Annotated in this window: 14 protein-coding genes; 8 read left to right on the plus strand and 6 right to left on the minus strand. The window is 32.9% G+C overall.

What is annotated here, in order from left to right:
- From AC2CGN_RS08075 to AC2CGN_RS08085, 3 genes are all read left to right on the plus strand, one after another.
- On the plus strand, positions 1–699 hold a 699-nt coding region (locus tag AC2CGN_RS08075), incomplete at its 5' end, for a DUF4085 family protein (RefSeq protein WP_484513223.1).
- Positions 700–1,503: 804 nt separating this feature from the next.
- On the plus strand, positions 1,504–1,677 hold the full coding sequence (locus AC2CGN_RS08080) for a hypothetical protein (protein ID WP_484513225.1): 174 nt from the start codon (positions 1,504–1,506) through the stop codon (positions 1,675–1,677).
- Between the two features lie 221 nt (positions 1,678–1,898).
- Entirely contained in the window at positions 1,899–3,413 is a 1,515-nt protein-coding gene (locus AC2CGN_RS08085) for a transglycosylase SLT domain-containing protein (protein WP_484513227.1), read from the plus strand.
- Positions 3,414–4,158: 745 nt separating this feature from the next.
- Here AC2CGN_RS08085 and AC2CGN_RS08090 read toward each other — a convergent pair.
- Positions 4,159–4,428: a hypothetical protein gene (locus AC2CGN_RS08090; protein ID WP_484513229.1), complete on the minus strand. Its 270-nt coding sequence runs from the start codon at positions 4,426–4,428 to the stop codon at positions 4,159–4,161.
- A 26-nt stretch (positions 4,429–4,454) separates the two neighbouring features.
- Between AC2CGN_RS08090 and AC2CGN_RS08095 the strand changes: the two genes are divergently transcribed.
- Positions 4,455–4,676, plus strand: coding sequence for a recombinase family protein (locus tag AC2CGN_RS08095; protein WP_484513231.1), 222 nt, complete (start codon positions 4,455–4,457; stop codon positions 4,674–4,676).
- Positions 4,677–4,924: 248 nt separating this feature from the next.
- On the opposite strand, the gene AC2CGN_RS08100 is transcribed toward AC2CGN_RS08095, so the two are convergent.
- Positions 4,925–5,155, minus strand: coding sequence for a hypothetical protein (locus AC2CGN_RS08100; protein ID WP_484513233.1), 231 nt, complete (start codon positions 5,153–5,155; stop codon positions 4,925–4,927).
- Between the two features lie 82 nt (positions 5,156–5,237).
- Between AC2CGN_RS08100 and AC2CGN_RS08105 the strand changes: the two genes are divergently transcribed.
- Both AC2CGN_RS08105 and AC2CGN_RS08110 read left to right on the plus strand, forming a co-directional pair.
- Entirely contained in the window at positions 5,238–5,531 is a 294-nt protein-coding gene (locus tag AC2CGN_RS08105; protein WP_484513235.1) for a hypothetical protein, read from the plus strand.
- Positions 5,532–5,882: 351 nt separating this feature from the next.
- Positions 5,883–6,134, plus strand: a complete 252-nt coding sequence (locus AC2CGN_RS08110) for a hypothetical protein (protein ID WP_313373137.1) — start codon at positions 5,883–5,885, stop codon at positions 6,132–6,134.
- 484 nt (positions 6,135–6,618) lie between these two features.
- Here AC2CGN_RS08110 and AC2CGN_RS08115 read toward each other — a convergent pair whose 3' ends face one another.
- Positions 6,619–6,780 carry a hypothetical protein gene (locus tag AC2CGN_RS08115; protein ID WP_484513237.1) on the minus strand — a complete coding sequence of 54 codons (162 nt, stop codon included), beginning with the start codon at positions 6,778–6,780 and terminating at the stop codon, positions 6,619–6,621.
- Between the two features lie 120 nt (positions 6,781–6,900).
- A complete protein-coding gene (locus AC2CGN_RS08120) occupies positions 6,901–7,437 on the minus strand; it encodes a DUF6241 domain-containing protein (protein ID WP_484513239.1) in 537 nt (178 codons plus the stop codon).
- Positions 7,438–8,216: 779 nt separating this feature from the next.
- On the opposite strand from AC2CGN_RS08120, the gene AC2CGN_RS08125 reads away from it, so the two are divergent.
- Positions 8,217–8,954 carry a hypothetical protein gene (locus tag AC2CGN_RS08125; protein WP_484513241.1) on the plus strand — a complete coding sequence of 246 codons (738 nt, stop codon included), beginning with the start codon at positions 8,217–8,219 and terminating at the stop codon, positions 8,952–8,954.
- Between the two features lie 150 nt (positions 8,955–9,104).
- On the opposite strand, the gene AC2CGN_RS08130 is transcribed toward AC2CGN_RS08125, so the two are convergent.
- Both AC2CGN_RS08130 and AC2CGN_RS08135 read right to left on the minus strand, forming a co-directional pair.
- Positions 9,105–9,308 (minus strand): hypothetical protein, encoded by a 204-nt coding sequence (locus AC2CGN_RS08130; RefSeq protein ID WP_429985805.1) that lies wholly within the window; start codon positions 9,306–9,308, stop codon positions 9,105–9,107.
- Between the two features lie 31 nt (positions 9,309–9,339).
- Positions 9,340–10,350, minus strand: coding sequence for a hypothetical protein (locus AC2CGN_RS08135; RefSeq protein ID WP_484513244.1), 1,011 nt, complete (start codon positions 10,348–10,350; stop codon positions 9,340–9,342).
- Positions 10,351–10,736: 386 nt separating this feature from the next.
- Between AC2CGN_RS08135 and AC2CGN_RS08140 the strand changes: the two genes are divergently transcribed.
- Positions 10,737–12,224, plus strand: coding sequence for a serine hydrolase domain-containing protein (locus AC2CGN_RS08140; protein ID WP_484513245.1), 1,488 nt, complete (start codon positions 10,737–10,739; stop codon positions 12,222–12,224).
- Positions 12,225–12,368: the final 144 nt, after the last annotated feature.

Genomic DNA, 12,368 nt, shown 5'->3' on the forward strand with positions numbered 1-12,368 from the left:
GAAACATTCTCAGAAGAATATTTTCAACAGCTTTACCACATTGAATTAAATAGTTGGCTTACTGTACAAGAAGAAGCTAATTTAATATTAAAATCTAACGAAACAGCAAACAGAGATGATGATAATAATAACTATGAACCCTTTAATAAAGAAAAGGGCATAGAACAATTTCATGATTATTTCATACATAATCTTATGTATTTAAAAAAGCAATTACCAGAAACAATAGTAAAACAGATTGCAGATATAAGGGTGTTTACTTTAGATAAGGCAACTCGTAATGTAATAAATGCTGTAACTCAATTTTGCGAGGAAAATGACGGAATTGTAACCACAGTAATTGAAGATTACAAAAGATATATAAAAGAAAACTCAACTTTATTGGATATGGAAATTGATGGAGATTTCAGCTTCCATGATTGCAAAATTATAAAATCAATTAAGAATGATAAATCCTTAAAATTACTCCTTGATAATAAAGGAAGTTATACAAATATAGATGAGGTCATATTTGAAAATTTTAATATTATCAAACAGGATGATTTGTTAGAAGATTCATGGTGGCTGTATGAGGAAATATATAAAGTAAATGACAATTATGAATTTCACGTCTTGCTACAAAATAAAACGATGGATTTAATTGATTTTATTATATCAGCTGAACAAATTTCCTTTATAAGTAATAAAAATAATCTTTAATAGTAAACTGAGGTGTTTTGTATTAAGTCGAAGCGAAGATATTTAAAAAATAAAGAGAAGCCTTTTTAAGCTAACGGGGTGCTTTTCTTGAAGATTATTGAGTTGCATATGCAGCTCTTTTTTTCTTCTTCAACTAACGGAATGCTTTAATTAAATACACCATAAAAGACCACTCCGTGATGGGTGGTCTTAAAAGTAAGGTAAACAAAAGGTAAACATTTTAGTTGCAAACCATTGATGTATCAGTATTGTGGTATGTCCTCCTGGGACGTCTAATAATCAGTCACAAACTGTTGATACAAAAGGGTTTGTGAGAAACTAGGGCTTCGGTCACTGATGCAAAATCTCTTTTTTGTTACCCTAAGAAATTACGTGAACATTGTACCGAAATTATCTTCCAATTCAATTGAATGGAGGATTTTTTTATGACTAAAAAAAGTCGGGATTATTTGATGTAGACTTCACACTGACAACGAAAGAGCTTACCGCTTCTATCAAAGAAGAAAAGACTGTCACAGCTCGCTACAAGCCCTTTTCAGAAGCGTTAGGAACTATAGTTAATCAAATGGAGGTGAGTGGTTATCCTCCTCGAACTATCAAAGATTACAATACTGTTCTGATGAATTTCTCAAAGAGTACAGGGGTTACCTATTTGGAAGAAATCGCAGTAGACACGATTTATTCATGGCTTGATAGTATGCAGATAGTGGATCAAACAAAGCTTACACGTCTAAAGGTTTTGAAATCTTTCTTAGGAAAGTGTTTCACTAATGGTTGGCTTAGCTTGAACTTTTGGCATTCAATGTGAAGGTAGATAAGAAGGTTATAAAAGGAGCAAAGCCTAATGACATTGCTATCTTAATGTCATTAATTGATAAAAGTACATTTATTGGTCTAAGAGATGTAATTGCTATTTTAACGATGTACAAGACGATACGCATTAGCACACTAGGACAGTTAAACGAGCGACATATTTAGGAAGCTTACCTATTTCACAAAAAAGTCCAACAATCACTATCTACAACCTTTTCACCTAATTAAAATTAAACAATATATGTTAGAGCTATCATTTATCACTCAATCCTGTTAAATGATAGAAACATTGACTGTTACCCCTATCTCAAATATTGGGTTTATGATAACATATATATGGAATCTTTTAACTTTAGAAAATATGAAAGGAAGTGTAATAATCAGATATGAAAAAGATATTGAAACCATTGATTAGTGTTATTGCCATTGGTGCCATCTCTCTATCTATAAATTTAGATAAAAATGTATTAGCTAATAATATTGAAAATACATGTGGGTATGATTCGGCATCGAAAAAAAACCCTGATTATTCCACAATGAACTGTTTGTTAACCGAAACAGCACTGAATTATGATGTTCCTCCTGAAATTGTGAAGGCAATAGCGGAAGGTGAAAGTGGAAATTGGCGTCATTTCGATGTGAATGGTAAAGCGATTGTGTCAGCTGATAATGGAATTGGCATTATGCAAATTACAAATCAAGCAGGCTACAATCAAGATAGACTAAAAAGCGATATTGTCTATAATATTCAAGCTGGTGTAGAGACTCTAGATAAAATGTTTACGCGGAAGGATTTACCTAGCATCAACGGTGGAGAAAGAGATGTATTGGAACATTGGTACTTCGCTATCATGGCTTATAATGGTACTAAACCAGTAAATAGTCCAATTGTCCAAGCAACTGGTGAAAGAAATGCAAATGCCTATCAAGAAAGAATTCTCCGAATTATTGAGAAATTGGAATTAATAGACTTAGCAGAGCTGCCTTTTACACGCGAACATTTTCAATATGACTCTAACAGCAGGGAAAATATTAAATTTTCAGCGATGAACTATCCTTTTGATTTACCATTAACAAAATCAAAGTATTTTTTTGAAACAAATCAAAAAGTTAGTGCAACAACTGCTAATGTAAAATTTAGGACAAGACCTTCTATGGATAGTCCTTTTAGTACTTTACGTGAAGGCGAAATTGTTACCATTACGGGCCCTTTTGAATATGAAGAAGTATCAACGAAGAAAAACCATTTTGTTTGGTATCCTGTGAAAAGAAGTGACGGGACAAAGGGGTATGTAGCATCAAGTTATTTAAACTACTCAGCTTCAACACCAACGCCAACACCTCCAGTAACACCGCCCACAACGGGCAACGTTGATGTATCAAAGTTTGCTGATTACAATGCAAACCAATACTGGGCTGAGGATTTTAAGTGGGCTGTCAACATTGGTATCATCAGTGGAGACCCAAACGTGAAAAACCCATCAACAGGTAAGTACGAAAACTTACTTAAACCGTACACGAACTTAACGGAAAACCAAATGTTATCTATCCTATTTCGTTACTTCAAACCATCAGAACTAGCTTCAACGATCGCTAAAACTTCATGGTATGGAGACAAAAACTACCAACTGGCTACAAAATACTCTCTACCAGTGCTAGGTGCAAACACAGCATCCAAACAAGCCTTTGCAGGTAAGGATATCACACGGGGGAACTTCGCTCGTATCTTAGTTTCAATGCATTATGGTAAGACTGTATCTCAATCAGAAGCTATTAAATTCCTTCGGGATAATGGTTTAACAACTACTAAAACAAATGAAGAGTTTAAACCAAATGATTCTCTAGCAAGAGCGCACGCAGTGGCATTCTTCCACCGTTACGAACAAAAATTCAATAACTAAATTGCTACTTACAAGTGAAAAGGTGACTATAAAAGTCATCTTTTCTTTTTATGTTTAATAAATCCTTCCTTGACACTCCTCGAACCTTTCATAACTAAATTCATTGACACAGATTGCTTGATGGGAGCTACAAAGTCTTGTGTTAAGCTACTGGAGTGATTGAGAAAGCATAACAAAAGGACTTGTGTGTAATTTTACGCACAAGCCCATAGACATATGTGTGGTTTAATTTATTGTTTATCCTCAGAGGTTCTTCTACCCTCCCAACCACTCCTCCAAACGCACCCATTACACTATATCGCATGATAGAAACTATGTAATCATATGCAGGTACATAGGTTGTAATACTAGTATCAGAATCATCATCAGTTTCTTTGTAATCCACAAATAAGATTGCTAGGGCTAAGGAAATTTAAAATCTATATGTAGTCCATTTTTTTATACTTTTTTCCAAATTCTCAACTTAACATAGCAGAGTTTGACTGGTAGAGGAATGGGGAAGATGAAACAAATGAGAGTGACCTTTACAAGAGTAACAAGCACTTTGAAGCGTTTATCGAGCCTGCGAGGGTTGATAGCGGAGCAGGGTAATCATTGCTACAGGTTGTCTAATCGTTGCTATAGAGCCAAGCGTGAAGCTCAGGAGAGGTTGGGGAAGCATAACAAAAGGACTTGCATATATGAGGAATAATCATAAACACAAGTCTTGTTCTTACATGCTACAACGTGTATAAAAATCTATATATTATTGCTTACAACACGAATTGGCTTTGTCAATATCCCTTTTTCTTACAAATACTGATCCTTGATTATCAACTACATAGTCTATATTATTTTCATCTAACCTCTCTAATAATGCTTTTTGCGACTCTTTTGTTAATTTTACAAATTCAGCAAAAAGAGTTACTGCTCCTTCAGTGAAGGTGCTTCTTCCTTTTTCTAACTCATCATGATTGCTACATCCATTCAATATACTAAAAGATAAAATAATACATAAAAAGTGTTTAAATTTCATAAATTCTCCACCTAACAATCAGTTGTTTGGTACAGTGTAACATATTTACAAATATTGGTGCAGATGAATGTAGCACTAACAAGAAAGATTGGCTGTTACTGCAGGCGATTCAAGACCTTGAAGCTCAAATTCAACAGCTTGAGCAAAATGGAGCTACAAAAATTTATAAGGAGAAGTTTACAGGAACTATAACAGATAGACCACAGTTTAATGAGCTTTTAAATGAACTAAAAGAGGGCGGTAAATAATAATGCTCAGGTACTCAATCAAATTTCGAGCCTGGGCTTTGTTATTGGTGTATAAAATTAATTTATTATAAACCATAATTTGGAGATGCTACAGTTAGTTTTAATGGTAAATCGAAATTTGATGTGTATCGTACTCTAATCTCAATATAATATCACCCATCTGCAGCACTATTTACATATACCTGTAACTGTTAATTTACTAAATACTCATTTTACATCATTTAACAATCTCTTTAAATGCCAATAAGTTATGATTTTTTTTGTTTCAAACCATATTTGACAAGAATAATTGTAATAAATATTACCAACTCGAATACCAATAAAAACCATAGTATAGGATTTATTTTATCATACAAGGTTCCACCAGTAGCTCCTTGTGATAACAATTCAAAGTTCCAAAGAAATTCTCCCCATATTATTAGTCCCATTAACTGAGTAATAAAGATTACCAAGAAAAATAACATAGACTTAATTTCCATTTTTTATAAAACCCTCCGTTTTTTATTATTTTAATCTTTATTTTAATGTAATTATTAGTGTACCATTAAAAGGAATAAAAGAATGGAAATTATGTTCTTCTATCTTTTTTATGTGCTATCTTCATTTGCAAGTGTTGATACATCCAAAATGAAAGACACGTCAAATGAAAACATCCTATTCGATCCAGATACAGAAGAATATTATGATTTAAGAGAAAATGGATATATCGATGAAGTCTATAAAGGGGATGATTCATTCTCACTCTCTTATATTCATACTCAAACAGCACAATGGAATGTTTCTTTAAATTCAGCTGAAATAAAAGGTATTGCAGGTTCGGTAGGGTATTTGTATGGGCTTATAGTAAGGCTGTAGAACGTTTGAGTAAAAAGTCTAGTAAATCATCATCTGTAGAGGACAAAGGGTACAGGGAACGTCCAGTACCCTTCTATAACTGGTTAGAGGAAAGGAATAGCCTTCCACAATCAATAGTGCATGGTAAACCATCGTTAGAAAATTGGTTGGAATAAAAAAACGTAACCAAATGAATTCTTAATAAGGCGTATAGTTCGAAGTGTAAAATGAAACCCATTACTTTACATTTCGTTTTACATTAGAGGGGTGTAAAATTCTGATAAAAAAACTTTCTCCAATTGTATGTATGTCCCGTGGAACAAGGTATATATAGTTACTAAGCGAGTAGTATTTGGATGGGGGATAATGAAAATGAGAAAAAATTTAGGACTTGTATCTATTATTATTTTTATATTGACTTTTCTTATTATGAAATTTTTTATGGAAGGAAAAGTTTCTGGTATGGTAGGAACAAACTTTTTAATAGCTGGTGTAGGTGTCTCTGTTTTATTAGCAATATTTAGTGAAAAAGGAAGAGTGAAAACAATCGTGTTAAGCTTATATAGTCTACTAATTGTTGGTTTTATAATGATGGTGATACTTTATAGAGTCGCACATATGTAATCAAGTCAAATTTGGAGGTAACGATGCAGTATTTGGATTTAGATGATGGGGAAGTTGCGAGTAACTTACGAGTGTTTTTATAGTTTAGTAATTGCAGTAAATTTCGTCAATGTGTTTTTACTGGTGACTCATATTCTATTATTGTTCCTAACTATGCTTCAAAGTGGTTCATTTAAAGATTTTTTAGCCTGTTACCAGAGCCAAAAAAGTGCTGCTTCTGATAACAAAGTTATGCTAAAAATAGAACAAAGAATCCGGTATCTTCATATATATATATGAAAAAAGAACGCACCACGGTTGGTACGTTCCATTTGAATATTCATTTGTGTATATAAATATACAATCATTTAAAACACGTTAAATCAACAGCAAATGACGTTTGGTGATGTTATTGATCTTGTGATTTATTTGTGGTCAATTTATTCTATTAAGTCTGCGATAAATTCAGGAGTTTTAGTGAACACAAATACTTGAAACTTTTACGTTACGTTTCCTTTCTCATCGTATGGTCCAAATTGTATCCTCGTTTTATCAATTCAAAAGCGAGCGTTTTTTTATGCACGTTTTTCATCCCATAGGCTTTTGCGTTCAAAGCGATATTGAAGTGATAAAGCTCGTTGTCTGTTAGCGGTTTTTCCTCAGTCATATATAAAACCTCCACCGATAATTTTTTTGTTTCATAGTAATTGTGTGGTTTTATGTAATTAGTATTATGTTAGTAGACAGGTAAATGGCGTACAAAAAAAAATCCACTCATTGCTGAGTATTATTTATCATATAAGTCATATGTTAAATTGTTTTCAATGTAAGCTTGCTCTTCAGCAAGAGTCAATAAACGAATTGCTTTTCCTGAATTTGTTGACTCATCACCTCCTTGTATCTCCCAAATTGCGTTATGATCTTCTACAGCATGAGAAAAATCACCTTTTGACCATCTTTCCAATATTTCAATGTAAAGCTCTTTAAATTTATAATTGCTTTCTTTGGAAACTTCCAACAATCGGTCAACTTTAGCCTGTGTTATTTGCGTGTGGCCCCATTTTACTTTAGCTTCAACTTTTTGGTGAGACATGTTATGGATGGCTTCGTTCACTTTGTGTTCTATTAAGTTGTCAGGATAAAGCAATTCTTCTTTTGTAACAATTTTATCTTCAAGCGTTACTCCAGCATGTTCAACAATTGCTTTTTCTTTTTCGGGAGCAGGTTTTTCTATTTGATTTGTGAATTGAGTGTAAGCAAAAGCTCCACCGATGATGACTAATACTACAATGATAACGATTGCCGATTTTGTTTTTCTCTGCATATTATTAAACCTCACTTATAATTTATATGTAATTGTGTAATTCAGTATATTTTACGTAATTAGGTTAATAATAACAGATTATTGTAATTAAGTTCAACGGGTACTCCCAGTTGCTAGGAGCACCTATACATTGTATATAGCGTGTTAACCAACACAAAAATGTGTCTGTTAAATTTTTAACCAAGTCGAAATTGAGTTCGTTAATTTTAACCAAATCAAATTTGATTTGGTTAACCAACGCAAAGTTGCGTTCGTTAAAATCGGTAGGTGCGTAGAGTATGTACCTCAATGTCTACGCATTGCTGAGGTATATAGCATTTTGCTAGGTACCTACGAGCAAGGTAGCGAGGAACCGTCTACCTTTTGTTGATTAGTCTCTTGTAAAAGATGTCCATGAATATTCATTGTTGTAGCTAACAGAATATACAAGCTATGGTGTAAAAGTATCAGCGAAAATAGAGGAAAAAACAATAGACCCAGATGATATAAATATGACACACTGTGCAGCAGAGTTATCAAGAACAATATACAAAGTTATGTAAATTAATGGATGAACAACAAACGCAAGCAGAGGCTTAGCGTTATTTTTATTGTCAACTTAGGCATAGCCTCTCACAATCAATAAGTAACAAACAATGTAATTTTGCGAATTGGGTAGAATGGTAGATGAAGGGGATACTTTTGTTGGATTTTTAACAGTCGTTGGTAGAATATTAGATTACCAGTATATAATACAAGATATTATGTTCTTTAAATAAAAACTGTGTAGGAGGAGAATAGTGAAAAAATTATTTATTGTGTTACTAGCAGCATGTGTATTTGTGGTAGTAAATCCAACAAAATCAGAGGCTATCGTAAGGTATGATGGAGCAGAGGTATATAAAGACCAAACAGGAAAAATGACCTTTACAAAAGACATCAAGGTATACAAGAAAAATGAAGATGGTACATTTGATTCGCTAGTGGTGAAGCGAAATAATTACTTTAGAACGTATGATATTGAAAAATATGATGGCAAAACATTTTATCAAATGGGGCAATATCGGGTACAAGCAACTAATCTGGTAGTTTTTAAAGAAGTTCCGATGAAAATCCGTTCATCCTTCTATCCAAATCCAACTTATATTAATATTAATCGGGATAGCGGAGGATACGGGAAAATGTTCACTGAATGGCAGGATTCCTCAATAACCGATATGAATGGTAATCAAATGTTGAAATATTGTAAGAGCAATGAGGAAGGGTTAAAGTGTGAAAAGTATTATCCTGGTTCAGATATGAAAGTAGCTGATACAAAATATAGAAAAACAGGTGTACGTTATGAGGTAACAGAAGATACCAAAGCGAAATCCTATCCATTAATAGATTCTAAAACTGAAAAAGTCATAGAAAAAGGAAGCATTGTTTATTCAGTGAGTGATTCAATTAATGCTTATCTATGTGTAAAGGATGACTTGGAAGCAAATGACGAACAATGTATTTGGCTTCCAGTAGGTATTTTAAAGCCAATCTATTAAAGTTAGTTGAAGATAAGTGATAGATTTAATGGAAAACTTTATTGCACAGGCGGTTAAAGATGGCATTATTCAAGAATCGAACTTGAAGGATTTGTTGAATGGTACAATGACCACTGATCGATTAAATAGGGAAAACAGGACCAGCAAAGCTTATTTAGCCGGGCTGGTCTTTTTTTTGTACTTGTTTGGATGGAATTGTCTATGTAATATATCTGCACCAATAAAAATAGAAAACGTTCCTAAAACTTTTAAAAGTATATTTTTGATTAATAAAGAATCGTCAATCGTTATGACTAGCAACATAGGACCAACCATAATTAATATTAGACCTATGAGCCCTTTTACAAACCTCATATATAACCTCCTAAAAAAAGCCGCTGAGTGACTATTTTTTATTTACTGGTACAACAACAGTAATTTCTTCCCCGATTTTTCTAGCATTTTTTGATGTTGGTTCAAATATAAATTTCAATTCTTTCACACCATCTAAACCTTCTTCTCCTAAATCAAAAATAACCTCACCTTTTTGAATGACCTTTCCAATAAATTCAGATTCATAAGGAGAAATCATGACATTTGCTTCAATTTGACGCTTAGTATCAGTAGTCATTTTAGCTGTGTCAGGATGAAAGCTTACAGTATCATCAGATAAGTTCTCACCTGTGATTGATAAAATAAGGACATTTGTTTCAGCCGCGGTTTCAATCAAATCAGGATTTTCCGCCTTTAATTTAGCTGTTTTAATTCCATCAATAGAAAACTCAACATCAGCACTTTTATACTTATCAGTTGGTGCTTCATATAAATCAGTGATTGTATATGTACCAGCAAAGTCGTCTTTTACTACATCACCAACATTAGCTACAGTTAAATTATCTGCTTTATTTGCTTTGCTTTGTTCTTTGATTTTAATGGTAGTAGAACCTGTTACAGCTGTTTCAAGTGAAGCTGCGTACTTAGCGAATTCATTATCTTCCATATCGCCATTCATTTGAATTAAGAATAAGCCACTCTGATGTGTGTGTGAATAAAACATGGGTCCTGAATTACCTAATTCATCATAGTAACTTTTAGCTTTTTGTAAGTTTTCTTCACTATCAAATAAGAATAATCGACCGCCTGAATCAACGCCAAGAGAAGGAATTAAAATTCGTTTACCTTCTTTTCGTATGTTTCCAAATTCATCATTTGGTAAATCTGAAACTTCTCCTAGTTCTAGACCATCTTCTTTAAAATATTTAATTACATCATCTACTGTTTTAGCTAGAACCTTTTGTTGTTCTTCAGTTTTAGGATCATTCTCTTTTTGAGGTTCTTCTTTTGCTTTTTCTCCTCCGCAGCCTGCCAATCCTATACTTAATACGAATGCTGTACTAAAAATTAATTTTTTCTTCATTTTTAAAATCCCTCCTCTATATTTCCATTTTAGGAAATCAAAATGTAAAAGTACATATGAAAAAGCAGACAACCAATAATAGTTATCTGTTCCATGTTCTGAATTGAACTGCTTAGCTTGTTCATTAACTTCTTTAAAAACCACAAGTGGAAGAATTACTTTTAAGCCATATAAACAATTGAAACTAGGACTCACTTCAATATTGAGTACTGGTCTTTTGTGTTTAGCACTATATGTTACAAAATTGTCATGTTGTGTTGTTTTTAGTCATGTTAAACGATGGTTTGAGTACTAATTACTTGTTATAGTAAATGATATTGTAAGGGAATTGATTCTTTCTACCCACCTATGCTTTTTGAAAATCTAGATCAAAAGGAGACATGAAAATGAAATCATCAAAAATGTTAGTGGTTATAATTGCTATGATTGTAGCGTTTTATAGTTTTACGCCGACAATTGTAAAGGCAGAATCAGATGAAAAAATTAAAAAGATAGAAAGTTTTATAGAAGAGCAAAGAGCAATCAGTAAAATTCCAGGGTTATCGTTAGTAATTGTAGAGAAGGGGAAAACGGTCTATCAAAGAGGCTTTGGATATGCTGATGTTATATCAAAAACACCAGTTACTTCTAACACTTTATTTGAACTAGGGTCTACCTCGAAAGCATTTACAGGATTAGCTATTTTACAATTGGAAAAGGAAGGGTTGTTAAAACGTTCTGATGATGTTAGAAAGTACATTCCATGGCTGAAACTAAAATATAATGAGGAGCCACAGTCTATCACAATAAATCAGTTACTCTATCATACTAGTGGCATATCAACTTACACTATAGCTGATATCCCTGAAAGTAACGAAAGTAATGCTCTTGAGTTGACTGTAAAAAAATTACTTAAAAAGCCTTTGAATCGTATACCTGGTAGCTCATATGAGTACGCAACGCTTAATTACGATGTTTTGGGACTCGTTATTGAAAAAGTATCAAAACAGCCATTTGAAAAGTTTATAAAACAGCATATATTAGAGCCAACTGATATGAAAGATACATTTGTTGGTCTTCATCAAGTTAAATCTGCTGACATGGCATCAGGCTATAAATTAGGATTGATGAGAGAGCAACGTTACACACCACCTATCTATCGTGGAAATGTACCTGCTGGATATGTAATAAGCAATACAAATGATATCGCAAAATGGTTAAACTTGCAGTTAGGAAGTAATCAAATTGATTCTATTGATAAAAAAATTATTCAAGAATCACATATTACTGATCAATCCGTAGAGCCTTTCGATACCGATACATACTATGCTAGTGGATGGGGAGTCATGGAAAAGGACCGAAATCAATATATATTCCATGCTGGAGAAAACCCAACGTTCACTTCATATTTCATCATGCAGCCTAATGAACAATTAGGAGTAGCTGTATTAGCCAATATGAATACGACCTATACAACAGCTATAGGTCAAGGTGTGATGGATTTATGGGAAGGGAAAAATGCTAACAATATTCAGTCTGGGGGTCCCGGAAAAATGGATAAAATAGTAACGTTTCTGTGCGTTACTGTCATCGGCTTTGGGATATTTTTTAGCATTTTATTGCTAAAAACCTTGAGGAAGATAGTTAGAAAACAAAGCATTAAAGCATCATTAAATATAAAAAGGATTTTGTTGTTTTTCATACATTCTTTGATTGTAGCAACAATTTTGACACTTACAAATATGTTCCCAAAATTTTTGGGATATAACTGGACGTTTATGAAAGTGTGGGGTCCAACTTCTATCACTGTGTTATTTTATAGTGTCATTGTGACAAGTGTAATTTATTATTTGTTAGGCTTATTGCACATTTTAACTAAAAAGACACATACGTAAATAAAGCTTACAAAGTCATTCATTTAAAAAATGAGTGACTTAACTTTTTTTCTTATATATTAGTCAAAAAATCAAGTTATTTTTTAAAGGGGTGTTGCTATTCAACTAAACCAGGTATTATTAGTTTAATCATCGACAATTGAG

Source organism: Lysinibacillus sp. DFXJR4, assembly GCF_057196045.1.

Coding starts and splice junctions, on each gene's coding strand:
- AC2CGN_RS08120 (WP_484513239.1), bottom strand. CDS start 7,437: ATGCAGAGAAAAACAAAATCGGCAATCGTTATCATTGTAGTATTAGTC.
- AC2CGN_RS08130 (WP_429985805.1), bottom strand. CDS start 9,308: ATGAGGTTTGTAAAAGGGCTCATAGGTCTAATATTAATTATGGTTGGT.
- AC2CGN_RS08135 (WP_484513244.1), bottom strand. CDS start 10,350: ATGAAGAAAAAATTAATTTTTAGTACAGCATTCGTATTAAGTATAGGA.
- AC2CGN_RS08110 (WP_313373137.1), top strand. CDS start 5,883: ATGAGAAAAAATTTAGGACTTGTATCTATTATTATTTTTATATTGACT.
- AC2CGN_RS08085 (WP_484513227.1), top strand. CDS start 1,899: ATGAAAAAGATATTGAAACCATTGATTAGTGTTATTGCCATTGGTGCC.
- AC2CGN_RS08140 (WP_484513245.1), top strand. CDS start 10,737: ATGAAATCATCAAAAATGTTAGTGGTTATAATTGCTATGATTGTAGCG.
- AC2CGN_RS08100 (WP_484513233.1), bottom strand. CDS start 5,155: ATGGAAATTAAGTCTATGTTATTTTTCTTGGTAATCTTTATTACTCAG.
- AC2CGN_RS08105 (WP_484513235.1), top strand. CDS start 5,238: ATGGAAATTATGTTCTTCTATCTTTTTTATGTGCTATCTTCATTTGCA.
- AC2CGN_RS08090 (WP_484513229.1), bottom strand. CDS start 4,428: ATGAAATTTAAACACTTTTTATGTATTATTTTATCTTTTAGTATATTG.
- AC2CGN_RS08115 (WP_484513237.1), bottom strand. CDS start 6,780: ATGACTGAGGAAAAACCGCTAACAGACAACGAGCTTTATCACTTCAAT.